A 22,609-nucleotide genomic window follows, 5' to 3' on the forward strand; every position below is an offset into this window, starting at 1 on the left:
CACCGCTATGGGATACATCGACGACGCCTTCACCAAGCTCAAGCACAACCTGGAGATCACCCAGACCGAGCAGAACCTGGCGAAGGCAAGGCACGAGGCCATCCGCGATTTCGTCCGGTCGCACTGGGACCTCGCCGACGACTTCCTCACCGGCAGCTACCGGCGCGACACCAAGACGAAGCAGCTCAAGGACATCGATATCTTCGTGGTCCTCGACGCCAACGGCTCCCAGGCCGGCTTCCGCGAACAGGCGCCCATCCAAGTGATCAACGCCCTGGAGACCCTGCTCCGTCAGAAGTGGAGCGCTGCCGCCCGCGACGGCATGGCCGTCGTCATCCCCTACGGCCCCGACGACGAGGTCATGTCGATCGACGTGGTCCCCGCCTTCAAGCGAGACGAGGGCGGCTACTACATCCCCAATCCCTCGGCAGGCGACTGGATCGCGACCAACCCCAAGCGCCACCACGAGCTGAGCATCGCCAAGAACGCCGACTGCGACGGCAAATACGTGCCCTTCGTCAAGATGGTCAAGGGCATCAACCGCGAACTCGGTGAGCCCGTGTCGCCCTCCTTCCTGCTGGAGGTCATGGCCCAGTCGCTGGTGAAGCCGCCGATTGGGCGCTACCAGGACGAGATCGTGCTGTTCTTGGCCACCGCCGCCGAACGCATCGGCGACGAGTGGCCTGACCCCGCCGGCCTGGGCGGTGACGTCAACGCCGTCATGAACGCGACTCAGAAGCTCGCCGCGGCCAACGCACTCACCCAGGCCCGCGCCATCGCAGAGCGGGCGGTCGACCTGGAGGACGAGGGCCAGGAGCGCGCCGCCTACGACGAGTGGAAGAAGCTGTTCGGGAACAGGATGACCAGGCCATGAACCTCTCCACAGACCCCGGCGGCGTTCACGGGATACCGCCTCGGGCTATCCACGAGCGGCAGCTCGACGACGACATGTTGCTTCTCCAGCGCGCCGCGTCGGCAAGCCACCAACGCGGCCAGCTCCTCGAAGCTGTGCGCGTCACCGCCGCCGTTCTGCTCGCCGCTGCCGGTGTCCTGATCACGCTGTCCGGCCACGGCCGGACAGTCGTTTCGATCGTCGGGTTCTTCTGGTTCGTCGTCTCCGCGTTCCTGCTCAAGGGCCTCGCCGGGAGCACCGCCCGCCAGGGCGCCCTGCTCCAAGAGATGTTCGACGTCGCCCTGTTCCACTTGCCGTGGCGCGCCACCGTTGCAGGCGACCCCATCGCCGAACCCGACGTCCGCCGTCTCGCGCGCAAGCTCCCCCGAGGCGGCCCGAAGGACAAGCGCATCACCGACGGCTGGTACGACCCCACCCACGACGTCCACCACCCCTACGACGTGTTCATTGCTCAGGAACAGAACCTCGCCTGGGACGCTCGTCTTCGCCGTCGCTATAGCTACGTTATCGCTGCCGTTGCGATGCTGTGGGCCGCCATCGGTTTCCTCGCCGGCTTGGTGGTCGCGGACGCCACTCTGGGCGACACTCTCCTCAGCTTCTTCGTCCCATCCCTGGCGGTCTACCAGATCGCTTACGAAATCTGGTCCGGCCAACGCAAAGTGGCTGACGAACGCGACCGACTCACCAAGGTCGTCAACACCGAGCTACACAGCGGACGCCCAGGCCCCGTCCCTGACGACGAATGGCGCCGCCTTCGAAGCGTTGCACGGGACGTGCAGGACGGCGTACTCCGCACCCGCCTGGACAGCACCCGAGTACCCGAGTGGTTCTACAAGCGTTTCCGCGACGACGACGAACGCGACTTCGGCGACACTGCAGAAGGCCACCGCGTCCGCCTCGCCCAAAACACACCCCCACCCGCGTAGTTCGTTGGGCGGGATACTCCCAGCCCGCCCAACCGACCCACCGCGACTAAGAGCGGCGCACACGCTCACGCACAGTGAACACCGAAATCTCAAGGTCCGCCAACTAGGCCTCTCAAGATCCGCCAAACAGAATTCTCCACGCGCTCCTGACCTCTGCATCCCAGAACATGATCCGCCAACTAAAGATCTCGGTCACAGTCACGACGACGGTGCCCGCCGAAACCGGTTTTGTCCTGACCATGACGACAGGTTAAGGTCCGCGGGCACATTTCAGGGGATCACAGCAGGCGGGGGAAATGGCCGAGGACATCGACGCGCCCATGAAGGGCGCGAACGCGTGGGGGCAGGCGCTCGCGGCGGTGGTGCTGGTGGGGGCGCTCGCCGCCGGTTTCTGGGGGCTCGCGAAGACCTCGGCCGCGGAGAGCGAGCCGAAGCCGGCCACCTGCTCCGACGGACAGACCCCGGCCGCCAAGGGCAAGCACCTCTCCGGGGCGCAGTTGTGCGAGGCGCTGAACCGGTCCGACCTGGCCGCACTGCTGGGCACGCCGACGGAGATCGCGAAGACCGCCTCCGGCAGCGACAGCTCCATCGGGAAGATCGCCACCCCGCAGGCACAGGTCGAGTTCGAGACGTACACCGTGACGCTCTCGGCGACCTACGACGACCTGCCGGTGGCCGGGTCGCAGGCTCTCCTCGGACCCGACGCCCGCCCGCGGAAGACACTGGGCCGCCCGGGTGTCCTCTACTCGACCCGCACCATCAGCATCAGTTTCCGGCTCGACGGCGGCGACGCCGACAGCGGCCCCGGCGTTCCGGCCCGGGCCCTGACCGTGGCGCAGGACGCGAAGGACCGCGGCGGCTCCCTCGACGTCACCCTGTGGCGCGCGGACGGAGTGGTACCGGACGACGCGGTGCTGCTGCGTGTCGCGGAGAAGGTGCTGCCGACGGTTTCCGGATGGAAGTCCGGCGCGTGACAGTCACGCGGTGACGGCGCTGTGCGGCCGCCGCCCCGGGGCGGCGGCCGCACAGCGGGATGTCACCTCTGCTTGATCCGCAGGAACGTCACGGAGTTCGCGGGGAAGGTGTAGGTGAACTCCTTCGCCACGCCCCGGAACGTGGACGTCACCGGCGTGACCGGGGTGTCCGTCTCGGTGTTCACGGCGTCCTCGTCGGCGGCCAGCGTGGTCACGCGGGCGGTGGACGCGACCTTCGCGCCGCCCAGGTCGACGGCCGTGCGGGCCTCGGCGGGCTGGGCGTTGACGACCTTGACGATCAGGTCACCGGTCTTCGCGTCCTCGGTGACGACCTGGCGGAACGGCTCGGCCGGCTTGTCGTCCTTGAAGCTGCCCCACTCCTTGCCGTCGAGGAAGAGGGTGACCTGGCGGCCGCGCACCTTGATGTCGATGTCGTAGGCGCGGCCGGTCTCGACCGACCCGGGCTTCGTCATCAGGGTGCCCTTGCCGCCGTCCACGGCCTGCTCGATCGCCGACTGGGTGTTGTTCCAGCCGCCCAGGTTCCACCAGTAGTAGTTGCCGGTGTCCTTGACGCCGAAGGCGACGAGGAAGCCCTCCTTGCCGGACTTCTTGGTGGCCTTCACATGCAGGTCGTAGTCCTTCCAGGCCGGGTCGCCCGCCGTGACCATGGTGTTCTCGGCGGCGGTGTCGGTCTGGACGTAACTTCCGTCCTGGACGCTCCAGCTGCCACGGCCGCTGGTCGTCCACTTCGAGGCGTCACCGGAGAAGTCGTCGCTGAGCAGGGTCGAGCCGTCCGCCGAGGTGACCTTCACGTCGTCGTACGCGGCGCTGGTCGCCCAGGTCGACAGGCCCACGGCGCCGGTGATGGGGCCGCTGACGTTCGGGGTGGTGGTGGCCCTGGACGGCACGACACGGTCGCCGACGTTGTTCATGAACAGCTTCTGGACCTCGTAGTTGGCCGAGTTCCAGGAAGCCCGGTTGTTGAACCAGATCAGGTCCGGCCGCCACTGCACGTAGTCCTCGTTGGCGAGCAGCGGGGCGTACGAGGCGAGCTTGACGACGTCAGCGTTGCGCTCCAGGCCGGTCATGAAGGCGGCTTCGGACAGGCCGTTCTTCCAGGCGTTGCCCTGGGAGGCGTACTCACCGAGGAAGACCTTGGGGCCGCTCCGGTCGTAGGAGTCGTAGCGGTCGTTGTTCTGCAGGAACCAGTTCGGGCTGTTGTAGTAGTGCTCGTCGACCATGTCCACCTTGGCCTCGCGGTTGAGCTGCCAGGCGGTGTCGAAGGTCGAACCGGCGTCGTCGGGACCCGAGTTGGAGATGACGGTGATGCCCGGGTACTTCGCCTCGACGGCGGCCCGGAACTGCTGGAAGCGGGCGAAGAACTCCTTGGGGAGGTTCTCCTCGTTGCCGACCTCGATGTGGGTGAGGTGGAAGGGCTTGGGGTGGCCCATCCGCGCGCGGACCTTGCCCCACGTCGAGGTCGCCGGGCCGTTGGCGAACTCGATGAGGTCCAGGGTGTCCTGGATGTGCCGCTTGAGCAGCGCCTCGTCGTCGGTGGCCTTGTTCTGCCCGCAGCCGGTGACCAGGGCGGGGACGACGGGCAGCGGCATGGCGCCGATGTCCTCGGAGAAGCGGAAGTACTCGTAGTAGCCGAGGCCGTAGCTCTGGTTGTATCCCCAGAAGTTGGCGTTGGTGGCGCGCTCCTCGACCGGGCCTATGGTGTCCTTCCACTGGTAGCTGCGCTTGCGCTGCCAGTTCGAGGCCGCGCTGTAGTCCTCCATGGAGCCGGTGTTGACCAGGCAGCCGCCGGGGAAGCGCACGAAGCCCGGCTTCAGGGCGGCGATCTTCTCGGCGAGGTCCTTGCGCAGGCCGTTCGGCTGGTTCTTGTACGTCTCGCGCGGGAACAGCGACACCTCGTCGAGCGCGACGGCACGCGTGGAGGCCACGGCGAGACGGCCGCGGTTGCTGGTGCGGGACGCGGTGAAGCCCGCCTGGTACTTGGCCCAGCCGCCCTTCACGGCGACCTGGCGTGCGGTGGCGAGGCTTCCCGCGGCGTCCTTCAGCGAGACGGTGAGGGTGCTGCCGCTCTCGGCGCGGGCCCACACGGAGAAGTCGTACCGCTTGCCCTGCTCCACGTGGATGCCGGTGTTGTAGCCCGCGTTCGTGACGGACGAGCCGGCGCCCAGGGAGAGGTAGTTGCGGTTGCGCTCGTTGAGGCGGCCCGAGTCGTTCACGACCTGGGCCGTGCCGCCGACCGTCCACGAGGTCAGGGGCGTGTAGGAGCCGTTGTCGGCGGTGGAGTACTCGAAGGATCGGTTCTGCACGAGTTCGGCGTAGAGACCGCCGTCGGCGGCGCGGTTGATGTCCTCGAAGAAGACGCCGTACATCGTGTCGTCGATCTTCGCGCCCTGGGCGGACGGGTCGACGTTGATCGCGTAGTCGGTCACGCCCTCGGCGTGCGCGGGGGCCGGTACGAGGGCTGCTGCCGTCAGGAGGGCGGTGGTCGCGAGACCGAGTCTCCATCGGGTGCGGGCGTCGGTGGTTGGCATGGGGGTTCCGCGGCTCTCTGCTAGAGGTGTTCGATATATCAGACACTGATCAGCAGTTCGAACGGCAACATAGGGAGGGGGCGGATGTGCGTCAATGGGTCGCACGCGACGGCCGGGACGGAGAGCGAGACAGGATGGGCGAGTTCTGGCCAGTACCGGACGTATTGGCGTTCCTGGCCGGGCGCTGGCGGGTGTCGCGGTCGGTGCGGGACCTCTCGAGCGGCGCGGAAGGGGAGTTCACCGGAACAACCGAGTTCCGTGCGGACACCGAGAGGCCCGGCGGGCTGCTGCACCACGAGTCCGGCACCTTCGTCTGGCAGGGCGTCGCCCGGCCCGCCGAGCGGACCCTGCGGTTCCTGCCCGGCCCGGGCGGCACCGCGGACGTGCGGTTCGCCGACGGGCGGCCGTTCCACGACCTGGACCTGACGTCCGGCCGGCATGTCGCCGACCACCCTTGTGCGGCGGACCTCTACCGGGGCGAGTTCGCCGTCCGAGACAGCGACCACTGGCGGACGGTGTGGCGCGTCCGCGGCCCCGCAAAGGACCTGGTCCTGCGGACCGACTACGCGCGCGAAGGCTGAGCCGCCGCCTCGTCGTCGAGCTACGCGCGCGAAGGCCGAGCCGCCGCCCCGCCGTCGAGCTACGGGCGCGAGGGCTGAGCCTGCGCCCCGCCGTCGAAGCGCAGGTTCCAGCGGCCCGCCCGGCCCGTCACGGCGGTCGTCGACAGCGGGCGGACGTCGATGTTCCAGTACGTCGACGGAGGGGCCTTCAGGGCGTACACCAGGGCCGCCCGGATCACCGAGGGCTCGGCCACCGCCACCACCCGGCAGCCGTCCTCGACGGGCCGGGTGTCGAGCCAGCCGCCGACGCGGCTGATGAAGTCGACCAGCGACTCGCCCCCGTGCGGTGTGGCGCGGGGGTCGGCGAGCCAGGCGTCCACGGCGTCCGGCTCCCGGGCCATCGCCTCACCCAGGGTCAGCCCCCGCCACCGTCCCATGTCGCAGTCGCGCAGGCCGAGCTGCACCAGCGGCGCGTACCCGAGCCCCTCCCCCGTCGCCCGGCTGCGCGGAGTCGGCGAGCAGTAGCGCAGTTCGGCCGCGGCGAGCGGCAGCAGTTCCCGGGCGGCGCGCTCCACCTCGCCCCAGCCGGCCTGGTCCAGCGGCCGTTCGTCCTCGAAACGCTCGGCGAGCAGCGGGGAGCTGCGCGCGGCGGCGACGAAGGTGACCCGAAGTGGCATGCGGCGATCGTGGGCGCAGCAAGTACGCAGGTCAAGACCTGTTACCTACGAGTTACCCAGGGTGTCCCGGCCCTCACCGGCCGAAGATGAGCGCCATCCAGTGCTCGGGCCGCTCCAGCGGGGCGAATCCGAGCTTGGCGTACACCCCGTGCGCGTCCTGCGTGGCGAGCAGGACCCGGCGCACCCCGTAGGACCGCGTCTTCTCCCGCACCGCGCCGACGAGTGCGCTGCCGACGCCCTTGCCGCGCACGGACGGATCGACGTACACGTCGCACAGCCAGGCGAAGGTCGCCCGGTCCGTGATCACCCGGGCACAGGCGACCTGCTCCCCGGACACCGTGTCGTACACACCGAAGTTGAGCGAGCCCTCGATCGCCAGGTCCTGCTTCTCCCGGGGGCGCCCCCGTGCCCAGTAGGCGTCGGTGGACAGCCAGTGGTGCACGCGCTCGCGGTCGACGCGGGCGGGGTCGGTGGAGATCTCGTAGCCCTCGGGCAGGCTCGGCGTGTCGGTCATGTCCGCGATGCTCGCAGGCCGCCCGAAGGCGCGTCGAGCGGTTATGCGGTTATCCCAGCACCTCGTCACAGGCCGCACGCAGCCGCCGTACGCCCTCCGCGACCTCCCCGGCCCCGGCGACCGCCGCGAAGCTCAGCCGGACGTGCGCGGCCGGGGGTTCGGCGCTGAAGTACGGGCGGCCGGGTGCGAGGGCGACGCCGGCGCGCAGGGCCGCGGAGGTCAGGGCCGACTCGTCCGTGCCGTCGGGCAGGCGCGGCCACAGGTGGTAGCCGCCGGAGGGGACGTGCGGCAGGGCGAACTGCGGCAGGTGCAGGGCGAGGGCGCCGGTCATCGCGTCCCGGCGCGCCTTCAACTCCGCGGAGACGGCCCGCAGATGACGCGGCCAGGCGGGCGAGCCGACGAGTTCGAGGGCGGCCTCCTGGAGGGGGCGCGGCACGAAGAACGTGTCGACGACCTGGATCGCGCGCAGCCGTTCCAGGACCGGACCGCGTGCGGCCAGGGCACTCACCCGGAAGCTCGGCGAGGTCGCCTTGGTCAGCGAGGAGACGTGGACGACGACGCCGTCGGGGTCGTCGGCGGCCAGCGGGCGCGGCAGCGGCCCCGCGTCCTCGTGCACGAGCCGCCGCACGAAGTCGTCCTCGACGACGAACGCGCCCGCGTCCCGGGCGATGCGCAGCACCTCGGCGCGCCGCTCGGGCGCGAGCACCGCGCCCGTGGGGTTCTGGAAGAGCGGCTGGCAGACGAAGGCCGGGGCGCCGGTGGCCCGGAACGCGTCCGCGAGCAGCTCCGGACGCACGCCGTCGGCGTCCACCGGGACGGGCACCGGACGCAGGCCGGCGGCGCGGGCGATGGCGAGCATGCCGGGGTAGGTGGGCGACTCGACCAGGACGGGTGCGCCGGGCGGGGCGAGGGCGCGCAGAGCGGTGGTGAGCGCGGACTGCCCGCCGGCGGTGACCAGCACCTCGGCGGCCGTGACCGATCCGCCGATGCTCCGCGCGAACCACTCGCGCAGCTCCGGCAGCCCCTCCATGGGCGGTCGCCCCCAGGCGCCGGGACGGCGCCCGGCCCGCGAGAGGGCGGCGGCCATCGCCCGCTCGGGCTGCAGGGACGGGTGCAGATAGCCGCCGTTGAACTCGATCACGCCGGGCGGCGGGGCGGCCAGCGACGCCAGCACCCCGGAGGCGTCCACGGAACGCGGCACGAGGTCGGCGGCGCCGTCCGCGCTGAGCGCGACCTCCTGCCAGGAGGTGTCACCCGCGGGAGCCGGCGCGGCACGGGTCTGCGCGCGGAAGGCGCCCGCGCCGGGCCGGGTGACCACCAGACCCTCGGCCGCGAGTTGCGCCAGGGCCCGCGACACCGTCACCGGGCTCACCCGGAACCGCTCGACCAGGGCCCGGCTCGACGGCAGCTTTCCACCGGGTGAGTAGCGGTCGAGTTCCCGCCGCAGCAGTTCCGCCAGCTCACCCACGCTGCTACGCTCTTGCATGAGAGCACAGAGTAGCGCTACTGCGCCGCCCGCGATAGCAGTCGCCACCCCGGGCCGGGAAGACCGCGGCATCGGCACCCTCCAGGCGGCCCTCGGCGTCGTCGCCTTCTCCCTCACGTTCCCCGCGACCGCCTGGGGACTGGAGGGGTTCGGGCCCTGGTCGCTCGTCGCCGTGCGGAGCGTCCTGGCCGCCGTGATCGCGGGCTCGGCCCTTCTGGCGCTGCGGGTGCCGTTGCCCGCCCGGCGGCACTGGCCGGGCCTCGCGGTCGTCGGAGCCGGCGTCGTCCTCGGCTTCCCGCTGCTGACCACGCTGGCGCTGGAGACCTCCACCACCGCGCACGCGGCCGTCGTGGTCGGCCTGCTCCCCCTCACCACGGCGCTCTTCTCGGCCCTGCGCGTCGGCACCCGGCCCTCGCGCACCTTCTGGATCGCCGCCCTCGCGGGCGCGGCGGCGGTGCTGGCCTTCACCGTGCAGCAGAGCGGCGGCGCCCTGACCACCGCCGACCTGTACCTGTTCGCCGCACTGCTGGTCTGCGCGGCCGGCTACACCGAGGGCGGCCGGCTGGCCCGGGTCATGCCGGGCTGGCAGGTGATCGGCTGGGCGCTGGTGCTGTGCCTGCCGCTGACCGTGCCGGTCGCCTCGGTCGCCCTGGCCCACGAACCGGTGCAGCTGACCGCGCACAGCGTCACCGGTCTGCTGTGGGTCGCGGCGGGGTCGCAGTTCGTCGGGCTGGTCGTCTGGTACCGCGGCATGGCGGCCATCGGCATCCCCAAGGCCAGCCAGTTGCAGCTCGCCCAGCCACTGCTCACACTGGTGTGGTCGGTGCTGCTGCTGGGCGAACACCTCACGGTCGCCGCCCCGCTGACGGCCGCGGCGGTGCTGGTGTGCATCGCCGTCACACAGCGATCACGCGGCTGAGCGGGGAGCGTGCACGGCCACTGCCGACCGGCGCACCCCGCCGTGGACTCAAGGCCACGGACCGCTGCTCCGCACACGTGAGGAGGCCCCAGATGCGCGCAACCGTGGGCGACCAGCTTGTCCAGCACGGCAGGGTGGTCGGTCAGCACGACAAGATCGGCGAGATCGTCGAAGTGCTCGGCCAGGAGGGCAACCCCCCGTACCGTGTCCGGTTCGAGGACGGGCACGAGGGCGTGTGCTCCCCGGGCCCCGACACGGAGATCCGGCACAGGGAAACCATGACCGGGCCGTGACCGGGCCCGGGAGCGGCGCGAACCGTCCGTAGGGGGCGGCGACCAGGCGCGGGCGAGCCTCCGCCGTGCTCTGCGCGAGGCGGTCAGGCGGTCAGGCGGTCAGGCGGTCAGGCGGTCAGGCGGTCAGGCGGTCAGGCGGTCAGGCGGTCAGGCGCAGGGTGCCACGCCCTCCCCGGCTCCTCCGGGCCAAGCGGGTCGGCGTCGGCGGCCTCCGGTGGCACCTCGGCGCGGCGCAGCTCAGCGTGGGGGCGGCGCCGGCTTGCCGTAGTGGTCGGCGACCACTCGTGCCATCGCCCCGATCCGGTCGGCCGCCACGTCCCGGGCTGCGAAGTAGACGTGTCCGCGCACCTGCGCGTACGTCCCGGCCAGCGTCAGATGCCGGGACAGTTCGGCCGTCTCCTGCCACGCCGCGGGCTGCGCCGGGTCGCCGGCCTTGTACAGCGCCTCCCCCACGTACAGCTGCGTCGGGCTGTCGCGCGCGACCTTCGCCCACCAAGCCACCAGCTTCGCGTAGTCGGCGGCGGCGAAGCCGATGTTCCAGTACAGCTGCGGGACGATGTAGTCGATCCAGCCCTCGCGCACCCACGTGCGGGTGTCCGCGTGCAGATCGTCGTAGGTCTCCACACCGGCCCGGGTGTCCGAACCGGCCGGGTCCGTCGAGGCGTTGCGCCACACGCCGAACGGGCTGATGCCGAAGTGGGCGCTCGGCCGCACCTCCTTCACCCGGTCCGCGGTCTCACGCACGAGCCGGTCGATGTTGTCCCGCCGCCAGGCGGCCCGGTCCGGGAAGCCGTCGCCGTACTCGTCGTAGGCTTCGTCGTCGTCGAAGCTCTGCCCCGCCACGGGGTAGGGGTAGAAGTAGTCGTCGAAGTGGACGCCGTCCACGGGGTACTTCGCCACCGCGTCGAGCATCGCGTCCTGCACGAAGGCACGGACCTCGGGCAGCCCCGGGTTGTAGAAGAGCTTCCCGCCGTACGTCACCACCCAGTCCGGGTTCATGCGCGCCGGGTGGGAGGCGGCGAGCCGGGCCGGGTCGGCGTGTGCGGCGATCCGGTACGGGTTGAACCACGCGTGCAGCCGAAGACCCCGGGCATGCGCCTCCTTGACGGCCGTGCCCAGCGGATCCCACCCGGGGTTCTTGCCCTGGGTGCCGGTGAGGTACTGCGACCACGGCTCGTACGGTGAGGGCCACAGGGCGTCCGCCGTGGGACGGACCTGCAAGAACACGGTGTTGAGCCGGTTGCGGACCGCCGTGTCGAGGTGGGTGAGCAGTTCGGCGCGCTGCTGCGAGGCGGTCAGCCCCGACGTGGACGGCCAGTCCCGGTTGGCCACGGAGGCGATCCAGACGCCCCGCATCTCGGAGTCCGGCGCCCCGCCCCGGCGCCCGCTCGCGGCCGACGCCTGAGGCATCATCGTGAAAGCCGACAGCGCCGCGACCGCGAACGCCCTGCGTGAGACTCGTCCCATCCGCATGCCCCAAAAAGCCGCGGATCCGCCCGGTCGCGGATCGCTCCGGGGCCAGCATGCACGATGGAATCCCTCCCCCCGCGATCGATCATCGATACTTCGGAGTAACGTGCACGAACGGAGCAGGCGCCGGGACCCGGCCGGTCTGCCCGGACGTAGATCAGCAGCGAAAGGGACGATGTGACGGACATCCCAGCGGGAGACATTGCACGCGTCGGAGTCGTGGGCTGCGGTCAGATGGGCGCGGGCATCGCCGAGGTGTGCGCCCGGGCCGGCCTGGACGTCATGGTCGCCGAGACCACCGGCGAGGCTCTGGAGATCGGCCGCACCCGGCTGTTCACCTCCCTGGCCAAGGCAGCCGAGCGCGGCAAGATCACCGAGGAGGAGAAGGAGGCCACCCTGGCCCGCCTGAGCTTCACCACGGATCTCGGCGAGTTCGCCGACCGTGACCTGGTGATCGAGGCCGTCGTCGAGAACGAGCAGGTCAAGACCGAGATCTTCCAGGTGCTCGACCAGGTCGTGACCCGGCCGGACGCGATCCTGGCCTCCAACACCTCCTCGATCCCGCTGGTGAAGCTGGCGGTCGCGACCTCGCGCCCCGACCAGGTCATCGGCATCCACTTCTTCAACCCGGCCCCGGTACAGAAGCTCGTCGAGCTGATCCCGGCGCTCACCACGTCCGAGGGCACGATCAGCCGCGCCCAGATGTTCACCGAGAAGCTGCTCGGCAAGCACGCGATCCGCGCCCAGGACCGCTCCGGCTTCGTGGTCAACGCGCTGCTGATCCCGTACCTGCTCTCCGCGATCCGGATGTTCGAGACGGGCATCGCCAGCCGCGAGGACATCGACAACGGCATGGAGATGGGTTGCGCCCACCCGATGGGCCCCCTGAAGCTGTCCGACCTGATCGGCCTGGACACCGTCGCCTCGGTCGCGCAGTCCATGTACGAGGAGTACAAGGAGCCCCTGTACGCCGCTCCCCCGCTCCTGCAGCGCATGGTCGACGCGGGCCGGCTGGGCCGCAAGACGGGCTCGGGCTTCTACACGTACGCCTGACCCGTCCGGCCGGCACGGCCGTCTCAACGCCGCCGCTCCTCCGGCCACGGCCGGGCACGGCGGCGTCCCCATTCCTGCGCCTGCTCGGTCATGCGCCGGCGCAGCCACCCCATCCAGAACGCGAGCGGTGTGATCACGAGCGCGATCAGCAGCGCCGTTCCCCACTCCTCCCCCGAGGAGAAGCGGAGCATCACGACCACCAGTGCGTAGAGCGCCAGCGTGTACGCCGCATTCTTCTGCCACGTCGTCATGACGTCCCGGGTACCCCCCCGCGGCCGGTTACGGACGGTCAGATTTCGGCCAAGCGGCGGGCCCGGCACCGGGTCGGGTGCCGGGCCCGCGGCATTCACACACCGTGTGCGCGCCGGGCTCGCATATGCCCTACGCACACTCTCCCCAGGCACCCACCAGGCGAGTTGACTCCACCTGCGCATGCAAGGGATGTGAAACGACTACGGAAAGGAGCGGACTCGTGACCGTCGAGCCCGAGCATCCCGTTGTTCAAGGAGAACTCGCAGAGTTACGGCGCCGCCTCGATGTGGCCTACGCCCGCGTCGAGGGCGGACTGGCTCTGCTCAGCCACCGCACCGAGGAGACCGCCAAGGAACTCGACGAGCTCAACACCCGGATCAACTCGCTGGAACACGCGCGCTGGCCGCTGCCCGCGGTCGCCGCCCTCACCGCCGTGGGTGCCCTCGTCGTGACGATCTGGCAGGCACTGGGACGCTAGCCGCAGAGCCACTTGATCAGGGCAACGTGTCCTGACCGAGCCTGAGATGGTGCAGCAGGAGTAACGCGGCCGCCATGTTGGCGGCCGGGACCTCGCCGCGGGCGACCATGTCGGGGACGAGCTTGAGGGGCACCCATTCCCGGCGGTCCGACTCGAAGTCGTCCACGGGGTGCCCGACGTACTCGCCCTCGCCGGCCCAGTACACGTGGTGCCGGGCATCGGTGAGCCCGTTGGACGGCTCCACGCTCATGAGGTGGCGCAGGGGTCCCGGCCGCCAGCCGGTCTCCTCCTCCAGTTCCCTGGCGGCCGCGCGGGCGATGTCCTCGCCGTCCTCGACCACTCCCGCCGCGAGTTCCCACCCCCAGCTGTCGGTGATGAAGCGGTGCCGCCAGAGCAGCAGCACCTCGTTGGCCTCGTTGACGACCGTGGCCACCGCAACGGGCCGCAGCCGTATGAGGAAGTGATCCAGATGCCTGCCGTCGGGCAGTTCGACATCCGCGAGATTGACGCTGAACCAGCGGTTTGAGTACACATTTTGCTCGTTGTGTTTCGTCCACTGCACGGTTCTGCCACCTTCCGTCGAGTAAGTGGCAATATCGCAGCAGGGACGGATGCGCAGCAGGCGCACGGGAAGCGCCTCGGAGCGATCCGGGCACCCGGGCCCGGATCTACAACGGTACGCGCAGTGCTCCGTCGATGAGTTCGGCGGCCTCGGAGGTGCCCGCGCAGCCACTGCGCACCAGGTGCTCCCGCACCGCGCGCAGCCGGTCACGCAGCCGCTGGGACTCCATGCCCCGGGCCTGCTCGGCCATCTGCACGGCGATGGCCACCGCCTTGTCGGCGTTGCCCTGCCGCAGCTCGATGGTGCTGAGCATGGCCAGCCGGTGCACCCGGCCGCGGTCGTGCGCCGGGTTGTCGACGGCGGCCGCGGCGTGTTCCCCGGCAGCCGCGATCTCGCCCAGGCTCAGCAGTGCCTCCGCCACCTGGACGTTCACGAGCCCGGGCTGGACGTAGCCGGTCTCGTCGGGCTCGTAGCCGCGCCGGATGCGCTCGGCCGCCTGCTCGGCCCGCCGGATGCGGGACAGGGCGCTCGTGCCGTCGCCGAGATGCGCGTACGCCTTGGCCTGCATCGCGTACAGGTCGGAGGCGAGCGCCGGGGTGATGTGCTTGCCGGCGGCCCGCAGCGCGGCCTCCGCGAAGGCGACGGCCTGCCGGTACTCCCGCATGAACAACGACTGGTTGACCAGCAGGGCGATGACGTACGCCCCGAGTCCCCGGTCGCCGCTGGCCTTCGCCAGCCGCAGCGCCTGGTGGAAGTAGCGCTGGGCCAGCCCGTGCGCGTCGGAGTCGTAGGCGCAGATGCCGGCGACCGCCACCAACCCGCCGGTGGCCCGGTGCAGTTGGCGGCCGGTCTCGTCGGTGTAGCTGCCGCGCAGCAGCGGCGCGGCCTCGGCGTTGAGGAAGCCGACGATCCGGGCCCGGGTGGCGATGCCCCCGGCCTTGCGGTACATCTGCTCGTAGTGCGTACGGGCGGCCCGGAGCATCTCCAGGTCGCCCGCCGTGACCCGGTGTCTGCCGCCCCGTGAGACGTCCACGTCCTCGGGCGGGTTCTCCCACTCCCACACCGGCATCACCGCGGGCGTGCCGGTGAGGGCGGGCGCGCCCAGGATGTGCGGGCGCTGCTGCTGGTCGGAGCGCCACAGGGCGGTGGCCCGTTCGACGAACCCGGACAGCGTGCCGGTGTGCGGGGCGGACGGCTCGCCGGGCACGCCGAGGCCGATGTCGTCGAGGGTGACGTGCCGTTGCAGCCGGACTGCGAGCACTTCGCAGATCAGGTCGGGCACTTGGCCCCGGGGGCGTTGTCCCTTCAGCCACCGGGCGACGGCGGTGTGTTCGTACCTCAGGGACAGGCCACGGGCCCGCCCTGCCTGGTTGACGTGTGCGGCCAGCCCCGCGTGCGAGATCCCGGCCTCGTCCAGGATCGCGTCGAGCAGAGTGTTGGGCTGCATGTGGGCCCCCCGGTGGCTCGGTGCCGACAGAGTAGTGGTTCCGCGTTCACACGGGGTGTGAACGGAGTGCCCGAATCCGCAGGGTGCGCGCACTGTCGCTCTCCGTCGCGGGCCGGTTGACTGAACTGCCTCGAAAGAGGCCGGCCGGGCCGCCGGCTCCCCCTCGTACAGTGCGGCGGCCCGCTACCGCCGTCCGCCCGGCTGCCTGCCCGACACTCCGTGGCGGGGCGGACGGCATCGCCGGCGGTGCGTCGTGGTGTCCAAGGTGCCGTGGTGTCCAAGGTGCCGTGGTGTCCAAGGTGCCGTGGTGTCCAAGGTGCCGTGGTGTCCAAGGTGCCGTGGTGTCCAAGGTGCCGTGGTGTCTAAGGTGCCGTGGTGGTCTGCGGGTACGTCGTCGTGCTTGTCCGCGCGGTTCCCCGCGCCCCTGACGGCACCGCCCCGCTGTTCGTGAGCACGAGCAGCGCGATGTCGTCCGGCGGTTCGCCGCGTGTGTGGTGGAGGAGAGCGGCCGAGATCCTGCCGACGACGCCCTGCGAGGAGAGCGGGCCGTCCCCCGCGATACCGGTCAGCGCGCTCCCCAACGGGAAGAACCGGCCACGGGCGTCCCTCGCGTCCAGCGCGCCGTCCGTGAAGAGGAACACCGCGTCCTCGGGCGCGAGGTACCCGAGGGCCACCGTCGGCAGGACGGCGGGCAGCGGGAACAGGCCCAGGGGCGGCTGCGGATCGCCAGGAGCCAGTTGCTCGACCCGGCCACCGCTCAGCCGGTACGGCCACGGGTGCCCGCAGTTCAAGGCGCGCATCTCCCCGTCGGGGCGGATCTCCAGGAGCAGCAGCGTCACGAACTCCTCGGCGGCGCTCGCGGGATGCTCCTGGCGCAGATGGCGGTCCAGGGCCCGTTCGAGCCGGCGCAGCACCCCGCCGAGGTCCTCCTCGTCGTGCGCCGCCTCGCGGAAACAGCCGAGCATGGCGGCGACGGTCCCCAGCGCACCGATCCCGTGCCCGCGGACGTCACCCATCACGGCCCGGACGCCGTGCTCGGTGGCGACGACCTCGTACAGGTCGCCCCCGACCGCGGCGCCACGCTCCGCCGACACCTGGACGGCCGCCACGTCCAGCCCGTCGACCCGCGAGGGCAACGGCCGCAGCAGTGCGCGCTGCGCAGCACTCGCGACCCGGCGCATCTGCCGCAGTTCACGCATCAGCCCGTGCCGCACCTGGAGGATCAGCCCGGTCCCGACCGCGAAGAACACCGCGCTGGAGACGATCCGCGCCCGGAGATCGGTCTCCTGGGCGAGCGGACAGGCCAGCTTGTACGCGACGGCCGCCGCGCCCCACACGATGGGAAGACCGAGGCTGCGTACCCGGCCCCTGACGCGGATCATGCCGATGGCCCCCCAATAGGCCCTGACACACAGAATCGGACCGGCCCGAGAAGGCCGGTCCGATTCTGTCGACAGCACGCTGGGTTTGGGGGAGATCACCCACCTTTACCACTCAAACGAGTGAGGTGACCCGACCCGCTCCTGGGGGCGCGGGGAACTGCGCGAGCGACCACGACGAACCCGCAGCCGCCGGCACAGGGCAGCTCCCCGCCCCTTGGGCACTCAGCTCCGCAGTTCGGCGCCCACCCGCTCGCCCGCGAGGGCCACCGCCGCGTCCCGGGCCGCGGACGCCTCGTCCACGGTCAGCGTCCGGTCGGTGGCGCGGAACCGCAGCGCGTACGCCAGCGACTTGCGCCCCTCCCCCAGCTGCTCGGCGTTCTCGTACACGTCGAACAGCCGGATGGACTCCAGCAGTTCCCCGGCACCGTCCCGCAGCGCCGCCTCGACGTCCACGGCCGGTACGAACGCGTCGACGACCAGGGCGACGTCCTGCGTGGCCACGGGGAACGTGGAGATCCGGGGCGCCGCGGCCGTGGCGTCACCGGCGGTCTCCACCGCGTCCAGATCGATCTCCATCGCGCAGGTGCGCGCGGGCAGCCCGAGGGCCTTGACGACCCGTGGGTGAAGCTCGCCCGCGTGCCCGACGACCCGCTCGGCACCGTCCACGGTGACCGCCAGCTCGGCGCACCGACCCGGGTGCCACGGGCCGTACTGCCCCTTGCGGATGACGAGCTCGGCTCCGGCCTCACGGGCGACGGAGCGGGCGGCCTCGACCGCGTCGGCCCAGTCGGCCGGGCGGCCCTTGCCCCACCAGCCGGCCTGCTCGCGGGCACCGGCGAGGACCACCGCGGCGTGGCGCGGCTGCTCGGGCAGCGCCGCGTTCAGCTCGGCGAGCTCCTCGTCGGTCGGGCGGCGGTCGACGGGCAGCACGGCCGCGATCCGCTGCTCCTCACGCGGCCGGAAGACCAGACCGGTCTCGAACAGCGCGAGGTCGTGCGAGCCCCGGCCGTCGTTGCGGCGCAGCGCGGCGAGCAGACCCGGCAGCAGCGAGGTGCGCAGCGCGGGCTCCTCGTCGCTCAGCGGGTTGCTGAGCTTCACGACACGGCGGGCCGGGTCGTCCTTCTCCAGGCCGAGCTGGTCGAAGACCTGCTCGCCGATGAACGGGTAGTTCAGCGCCTCGACGTAGCCGGCACCGGCCAGGGCCCGGCCGACCCGGCGGTGCAGCCGCTGCCGGTCCGTCAGGCCGAGGCCCGCCGGCGGCTTGGGCAGCGTGGAGGGCAGGTTCTCGTAGCCCTCCAGCCGGATGACCTCTTCGGCCAGGTCGTTCGGGTCGGTGAGGTCGGGCCGCCAGGACGGCACCGTGACGACCAGCTCGTCCTGCCCGGACACGTCACAGCCGACCTCCTGGAGGCGGCGTACGACGGTCGCGCGGCCGTAGGCCACGCCCGCGACCTTGTCCGGGTGGTCGGCCGGGATGGTGATGGTGCGCGGCGCGGACGGGGCGAGGACCTCCGTGACACCGGCCTCCGCGGTGCCGCCCGCGAGCAGCACCAGCAGGTCGACGGTGCGCTGCGCGGCGGCAGCGGCGGCCTGCGGGTCCACGCCGCGCTCGAAGCGCCGGGACGCCTCGGAGGAGAGCTTGTGGCGGCGGGCGGTGCGCGCGATGGAGACCGCGTCGAAGTGGGCGGCCTCGATGACGACGTCGGCCGTGGTGTTCTCCACGTTGTCGTGGTCGGCGATCTCCGTGTTGGCGCCGCCCATGACACCGGCGAGTCCGATCGGGCCGCGGTCGTCGGTGATGACCAGGTCCTCGGCGTCCAGCGTGCGCTCGACACCGTCGAGGGTGGTGAGCTTCTCGCCCGCCTCGGCCCGGCGTACGCCGATCGTGCCCTGGACCAGGCCGCGGTCGTAGGCGTGCAGCGGCTGGCCGAGCTCCATCATCACGTAGTTGGTGACGTCGACGGCGAGGGAGATCGGGCGCATGCCGACCTTCTGCAGCCGGCGCTGGAGCCAGATCGGGGAGCGGGCCTCGGCGCTCAGGCCGGTCACCGTGCGGGCGGTGAAACGGTCGCAGCCGGTGGGGTCGGAGATCTGCACCGGGTAGCCGTAGGCGTTCGGGGCGGGCACGTCGATCAGGGCCGGGTCGCGCAGCGGCAGGCCGTAGGCGATGGCCGTCTCACGGGCCACGCCGCGCAGCGACAGGCAGTAGCCGCGGTCGGGCGTGACGGCGATGTCGAGGACCTCGTCGACCAGTTCCAGCAGCTCGACGGCGTCCTTGCCGACCTCGGTCTCCGGCGGCAGGACGATGATGCCCTTGGTGCCGTCGTCGCCCATGTTCAGCTCGTCGCTGGAGCAGATCATGCCGCGGGACATCTTGCCGTAGGTCTTGCGCTCGGCGATCTGGAAGTCGCCGGGCAGGACCGCGCCGGGCAGGGCCACGACGACCTTGTCGCCGACGGCGAAGTTGCGGGCGCCGCAGACGATCTCCTGCGGCTCACCGGTGCCGTTGGCCTGGCCGACGTCGACGGTGCAGAAGCGGATCGGCTTCTTGAACTCCGTCAGCTCCTCGATCGTCGCCACCCGGCCGACGACCAGCGGACCCTTGAGGTCGGCGCCGAGCTGCTCGACGGTCTCGACCTCCAGACCGGCCGAAATGAGCTTGGCCTGCACGTCACGACCGGTCTCCGTCTCCGGCAGGTCGACGTACTCCCGCAGCCAAGAAAGCGGGACCCGCATCAGATCTCCATCCCGAACGGCCGGGTGAACCGGACGTCACCCTCGACCATGTCTCGCATGTCTTCGACGTTGTGGCGGAACATCAGCATCCGCTCGATACCGAACCCGAAGGCGAACCCGCTGTACCTCTCGGGGTCGACGCCGCAGGCGGTGAGCACCCGCGGGTTGACCATGCCGCAGCCGCCGAGCTCGATCCAGCCCTCGGAGGAGCAGGTGCGACAGGGGCGGTCGGGGTTGCCGATGGACTCGCCCTTGCAGACGTAGCAGAGCATGTCCATCTCGGCACTGGGCTCGGTGAACGGGAAGAAGTTCGGCCGCAGCCTGGTCTTCATGTCCGCGCCGAACAGGGCCTGCACCATGTGGTCCAGGGTGCCCTTGAGGTCGGCCATCGTCAGGCCCTCGTCCACCGCCAGCAGCTCGATCTGGTGGAAGACGGGCGTGTGCGTGGCGTCGAGCTCGTCGGTGCGGAACACACGGCCGGGGCAGACGATGTAGACCGGCAGCTCACGGTCGAGCAGCGCGCGGGCCTGCACCGGAGAGGTGTGGGTGCGCAGCACGACACCGGAGCCGGACTCGTCGGTGCCCTTGGGGCCCTGGACGAAGAAGGTGTCCTGCATCTGCCGGGCCGGGTGGTCGGGCAGGAAGTTCAGGGCGTCGAAGTTGAACCACTCCGCCTCGGCCTCCGGCCCCTCGGCGACCTCGTAGCCCATGGCCACGAAGACGTCCGCGACCCGCTCCATCATGGTGGTGAGCGGGTGCCGGGCGCCGGCCGGTACGCGGTCGTACGGCAGCGTGACGTCCACCGCCTCCTCGACGAGCACACGCGCGTCCCGCTCGGCCTCGAGCTCCACCTGGCGGGCGGCGAGGGCCTTGTTCACGGCGCCTCGGGCCTGGCCGACGCGCTTGCCGGCCTCGGCCTTGGCGTGCGGGGGCAGGGCGCCGATCTCGCGGTTGGCGAGGGCCAGCGGGGAGGTGGGGCCGGTCTGGGCGACCTTGGCCTCGTGGAGCGCGTCGAGGGAGTCCGCGGCGGCGAAGGCGGCGAGCGCCTCGTCCCGCATGCGCTCGATCTCTTCCGGTTTCAACGTCTCGACCTCGACCGGGTCGTACGACTTATTCGGTGCCGACATCTCTTCCCGTGCTTCCGATTGGCTGGCTGGAGGTCCCCGTCTCCGACTCGGACGGCCGCCTGAAGGGACACAAAGGTGCCAATGGCCGAGTCTAACGGGGTGGAGGGTCCCTCCAGGACGCCCGGTCCGGGAGGGGTTCCTCGGGTAAAGGAATGCGCCCGCGGGCTCAGGCGAGGTAGGCCGGAGCGCTCACGGGCAACGTAAATCGGAACTCGGCGCCGGCGCCGGGGGCGCGGCCGACCGTGATGGTGCCGCCGTGGGCCTCGACGATGCCTTTGACGATGTAGAGCCCGAGGCCCGTCCCGCCGCGCTTGCTGCCCCGCCAGAAGCGGGTGAAGACGCGGTTCATGGACTCCTCCGGGATGCCGGGCCCCTCGTCGCTCACCGTGACCGACGTACCGGTGTCCTCGCCCTCACGGGGGGACGCCGTGGCCGTGACGTCGATCGTGACAGTTCCCTCGCCGTGCCGCACGGCATTTTCGAGCAGGTTGCTGAGCACCTGGTCGATCTTGTCGGGGTCGGCCCACAGGTCGGGCAGCGGCTGCTGGACGCGCAGCAGGAACCGGTCGGCGGGCTGTCCGGCGGCGACGTAGGCCTGGATGTGCCGTCCGACGGCGGCGCCGATGTCGACGGGCTGGCGGCGCACCTCCAGGCGGCCGGAGTCGATCCGGGAGATGTCGAGCAGCTCGGCGATGAGCCGGGTGACCCGGTCGGCGTCGGCGTCGACGGTCTCCAGCATCAGGCGTTTCTGGTCGTCGGTGAAGCGTTCCCACTTGGCGAGCAGCGTGGCGGTGAAGCCCTTGACCGAGGTGAGCGGGGAGCGCAGTTCGTGGGCGACGGTGGCGATCAGCTCGGCGTGGCTGCGCTCGGTGCGGCGGCGGGCCTCGGTGTCGCGCAGGGTGACGACCAGGCGCCGGACGGGTCCGGTGGGCCGGGTGCGGACGTAGCGCGCGGAGACCAGCACCTCACGGCCGCCCGGCAGGAGCAGGTTGCGCTCGGGCTGTCCGACACGGATGGCGAGGCCGCCGTAGGGGTCGGTCAGCTGCCACCAGCGCCGGCCCTCCAGGTCCTCTAACGGCAGGGCCTTCTCCAGGCGCTGCCCGAGGGCGTCCCGGGCGCGGACGGCGGTGATGCGCTGGGCGGCCGCGTTGAAGCAGATGACACGGCCCTCCTCGTCGGCGACGACGAGCCCGTCGGGCAGCTGGTCGGGGTCGATGCCGAGGCCGGCGTGGTCACCGGGTGGCCGGGACGCGGCGGGCGGGCTCCCGGCGTCCTGGGCTCCCGGTGCGCTGCTCGTGCCGACGGTCATCCCCGTACCCCACCTCCAAGGCTCGCAGAGGGGTCCCTGAGCTGGTCACCCTACTAGTTCCCGGTGACGGAGCGGCACCCTCCGGAGGCGCGCTGTGCACGCGCCGACGCATAGAGACATACGGCGGCGGCGGTGGCGAGGTTCAGGCTCTCGGCCTTCCCGTGGATCGGAACGCGCACGACGGCGTCCGTGAGGGCGCGGGTCTCCTCCGGCAGGCCCCACGCCTCGTTGCCGAAGACCCAGGCGGTCGGCCCGCCCATGGTGCCCTTGTCGAGCTCGTCGTCGAGGTCGCGGTCGCCCGCGCCGTCGGCGGCGACGACCCGGACGCCGGCGTCCCGCAACCGGTCGACGGCCTGCTCCACGGGGACGCCGACGGCGACGGGCAGGTGGAACAGGGAGCCGACGGAGGCGCGGACGGCCTTGGGGTTGTACACGTCGACGGAGGCGTCGGTCAGCACGACGGCCTCGGCTCCGGCGGCGTCGGCGCAGCGCAGCACGGTCCCGGCGTTGCCGGGGTCGCGGACGTTGGCGAGGAGGGCGACGAGCCGCGGTCGGGCCGCGAGGACCTCCTCGAAGGGCGTGTCCAGGAACCGGCAGACGCCGACGAGGCCCTGCGGGGTGACGGTGGTGGAGATGTCGGCGATGACCTGCTCGGCGGCGAGGTGCACGCGGGCTCCGGCGTCCCGGGCCGCTCCGACGATGTCGGCGTAGCGCTCGGCGGCCTCCAGGGTGGCGAACAGCTCCACGAGCGTCGCCGCGTCCCCGGCCCGGTGCCCGGCGGCTTCCCGCACGGCCTGCGGTCCCTCCGCGAGGAACAGCCGGTCCTTCCCCCGGAAGTTTCGCTTGGCCAGCCGCCGCGCGGCCAGCACGCGGGGAGAGCGGGGAGAGATGAGCTCGGGGGTGGCGGGAGACATCCGGTTCGCTTTCTCGGTAGCTGCACAGCAGGACCCGCAGACCGTCCGGCCTGCGGGTCCTTCAGTCA

21 protein-coding genes are annotated in these 22,609 nt (G+C 71.4%); 8 read left to right on the forward strand and 13 right to left on the reverse strand.

Translation table 11 applies throughout. The features are described 5' to 3' along the window. Window positions 1–7: 7 nt before the first annotated feature. The 3 genes from AB0B29_RS18225 to AB0B29_RS18235 all read left to right on the forward strand — a co-directional run bounded on the left by AB0B29_RS18225 (window position 8) and on the right by AB0B29_RS18235 (window position 2,813). On the forward strand, window positions 8–874 hold the full coding sequence (locus tag AB0B29_RS18225; protein ID WP_362240486.1) for a CBASS oligonucleotide cyclase: 867 nt from the start codon (window positions 8–10) through the stop codon (window positions 872–874). Then, window positions 871–1,839, forward strand: coding sequence for an S-4TM family putative pore-forming effector (locus AB0B29_RS18230; RefSeq protein ID WP_362240489.1), 969 nt, complete (start codon window positions 871–873; stop codon window positions 1,837–1,839). Before AB0B29_RS18225 ends, AB0B29_RS18230 begins: the two co-directional genes overlap by 4 nt. A gap of 296 nt (window positions 1,840–2,135) precedes the next feature. Next, entirely contained in the window at window positions 2,136–2,813 is a 678-nt protein-coding gene (locus AB0B29_RS18235) for a DUF6215 domain-containing protein (protein WP_362240492.1), read from the forward strand. 62 nt (window positions 2,814–2,875) lie between these two features. On the opposite strand, the gene AB0B29_RS18240 is transcribed toward AB0B29_RS18235, so the two are convergent. Further along, window positions 2,876–5,362 (reverse strand): alpha-L-arabinofuranosidase C-terminal domain-containing protein, encoded by a 2,487-nt coding sequence (locus AB0B29_RS18240; protein WP_362240494.1) that lies wholly within the window; start codon window positions 5,360–5,362, stop codon window positions 2,876–2,878. A gap of 134 nt (window positions 5,363–5,496) precedes the next feature. Here AB0B29_RS18240 and AB0B29_RS18245 point away from each other — a divergent pair, with 134 nt between their 5' ends. Further along, on the forward strand, window positions 5,497–5,943 hold the full coding sequence (locus tag AB0B29_RS18245; protein WP_362240497.1) for a DUF6314 family protein: 447 nt from the start codon (window positions 5,497–5,499) through the stop codon (window positions 5,941–5,943). A gap of 59 nt (window positions 5,944–6,002) precedes the next feature. Here the strand turns inward: AB0B29_RS18245 and AB0B29_RS18250 are convergent, their stop codons facing one another. The 3 genes from AB0B29_RS18250 to AB0B29_RS18260 all read right to left on the reverse strand — a co-directional run bounded on the left by AB0B29_RS18250 (window position 6,003) and on the right by AB0B29_RS18260 (window position 8,599). Next, window positions 6,003–6,599, reverse strand: a complete 597-nt coding sequence (locus tag AB0B29_RS18250; protein WP_362240499.1) for a histidine phosphatase family protein — start codon at window positions 6,597–6,599, stop codon at window positions 6,003–6,005. 73 nt (window positions 6,600–6,672) lie between these two features. Beyond that, window positions 6,673–7,113, reverse strand: a complete 441-nt coding sequence (locus AB0B29_RS18255) for a GNAT family N-acetyltransferase (RefSeq protein ID WP_362240502.1) — start codon at window positions 7,111–7,113, stop codon at window positions 6,673–6,675. Between the two features lie 49 nt (window positions 7,114–7,162). Next, window positions 7,163–8,599: a PLP-dependent aminotransferase family protein gene (locus AB0B29_RS18260; protein ID WP_362240505.1), complete on the reverse strand. Its 1,437-nt coding sequence runs from the start codon at window positions 8,597–8,599 to the stop codon at window positions 7,163–7,165. Between AB0B29_RS18260 and AB0B29_RS18265 the strand changes: the two genes are divergently transcribed. Together AB0B29_RS18265 and AB0B29_RS18270 are read left to right on the forward strand one after the other, a co-directional pair. Beyond that, a complete protein-coding gene (locus AB0B29_RS18265; RefSeq protein WP_362240507.1) occupies window positions 8,598–9,518 on the forward strand; it encodes a DMT family transporter in 921 nt (306 codons plus the stop codon). The two genes, AB0B29_RS18260 and AB0B29_RS18265, sit on opposite strands and share 2 nt — an antisense overlap. A 92-nt stretch (window positions 9,519–9,610) precedes the next feature. Next, entirely contained in the window at window positions 9,611–9,811 is a 201-nt protein-coding gene (locus tag AB0B29_RS18270; RefSeq protein WP_104778697.1) for a DUF1918 domain-containing protein, read from the forward strand. A gap of 237 nt (window positions 9,812–10,048) precedes the next feature. On the opposite strand, the gene AB0B29_RS18275 is transcribed toward AB0B29_RS18270, so the two are convergent. Beyond that, on the reverse strand, window positions 10,049–11,284 hold the full coding sequence (locus AB0B29_RS18275) for a glycoside hydrolase family 10 protein (RefSeq protein ID WP_362240509.1): 1,236 nt from the start codon (window positions 11,282–11,284) through the stop codon (window positions 10,049–10,051). Window positions 11,285–11,458: 174 nt separating this feature from the next. Between AB0B29_RS18275 and AB0B29_RS18280 the strand changes: the two genes are divergently transcribed. Beyond that, window positions 11,459–12,334 carry a 3-hydroxybutyryl-CoA dehydrogenase gene (locus AB0B29_RS18280; protein WP_362240511.1) on the forward strand — a complete coding sequence of 292 codons (876 nt, stop codon included), beginning with the start codon at window positions 11,459–11,461 and terminating at the stop codon, window positions 12,332–12,334. A gap of 23 nt (window positions 12,335–12,357) precedes the next feature. Here the strand turns inward: AB0B29_RS18280 and AB0B29_RS18285 are convergent, their stop codons facing one another. Continuing rightward, the gene (locus tag AB0B29_RS18285; RefSeq protein ID WP_362240514.1) at window positions 12,358–12,585 is read right to left on the reverse strand and encodes a hypothetical protein; all 228 of its coding nucleotides are present in this window, start codon (window positions 12,583–12,585) and stop codon (window positions 12,358–12,360) included. Between the two features lie 221 nt (window positions 12,586–12,806). Here AB0B29_RS18285 and AB0B29_RS18290 point away from each other — a divergent pair, with 221 nt between their 5' ends. Then, window positions 12,807–13,064 carry a hypothetical protein gene (locus AB0B29_RS18290; protein WP_362240517.1) on the forward strand — a complete coding sequence of 86 codons (258 nt, stop codon included), beginning with the start codon at window positions 12,807–12,809 and terminating at the stop codon, window positions 13,062–13,064. A gap of 16 nt (window positions 13,065–13,080) precedes the next feature. On the opposite strand, the gene AB0B29_RS18295 is transcribed toward AB0B29_RS18290, so the two are convergent. From AB0B29_RS18295 to AB0B29_RS18325, 7 genes are all read right to left on the reverse strand, one after another. Continuing rightward, the gene (locus AB0B29_RS18295) at window positions 13,081–13,626 is read right to left on the reverse strand and encodes an NUDIX hydrolase (protein ID WP_362240520.1); all 546 of its coding nucleotides are present in this window, start codon (window positions 13,624–13,626) and stop codon (window positions 13,081–13,083) included. 106 nt (window positions 13,627–13,732) lie between these two features. Next, a complete protein-coding gene (locus AB0B29_RS18300; RefSeq protein ID WP_362240523.1) occupies window positions 13,733–15,073 on the reverse strand; it encodes a transcriptional regulator in 1,341 nt (446 codons plus the stop codon). A gap of 362 nt (window positions 15,074–15,435) precedes the next feature. Then, complete coding sequence (locus AB0B29_RS18305; RefSeq protein ID WP_362240525.1) at window positions 15,436–16,455, reverse strand: PP2C family protein-serine/threonine phosphatase; 1,020 nt, start codon at window positions 16,453–16,455, stop codon at window positions 15,436–15,438. A gap of 222 nt (window positions 16,456–16,677) precedes the next feature. Further along, a complete protein-coding gene (gene pheT, locus AB0B29_RS18310; protein WP_362240527.1) occupies window positions 16,678–19,191 on the reverse strand; it encodes a phenylalanine--tRNA ligase subunit beta in 2,514 nt (837 codons plus the stop codon). Further along, entirely contained in the window at window positions 19,191–20,318 is a 1,128-nt protein-coding gene (gene pheS, locus AB0B29_RS18315) for a phenylalanine--tRNA ligase subunit alpha (protein WP_362240529.1), read from the reverse strand. Before pheS ends, pheT begins: the two co-directional genes overlap by 1 nt. 166 nt (window positions 20,319–20,484) lie before the next feature. Continuing rightward, window positions 20,485–21,627, reverse strand: coding sequence for a sensor histidine kinase (locus tag AB0B29_RS18320; RefSeq protein WP_362240531.1), 1,143 nt, complete (start codon window positions 21,625–21,627; stop codon window positions 20,485–20,487). Between the two features lie 53 nt (window positions 21,628–21,680). Further along, window positions 21,681–22,541 carry a TrmH family RNA methyltransferase gene (locus tag AB0B29_RS18325; protein WP_362240534.1) on the reverse strand — a complete coding sequence of 287 codons (861 nt, stop codon included), beginning with the start codon at window positions 22,539–22,541 and terminating at the stop codon, window positions 21,681–21,683. Window positions 22,542–22,609 lie beyond the last annotated feature (68 nt).

It is taken from the genome of Streptomyces tibetensis (assembly GCF_040647715.1).
In the GTDB taxonomy this organism is placed as follows: Bacteria; Actinomycetota; Actinomycetes; order Streptomycetales; family Streptomycetaceae; genus Streptomyces; species Streptomyces tibetensis_A.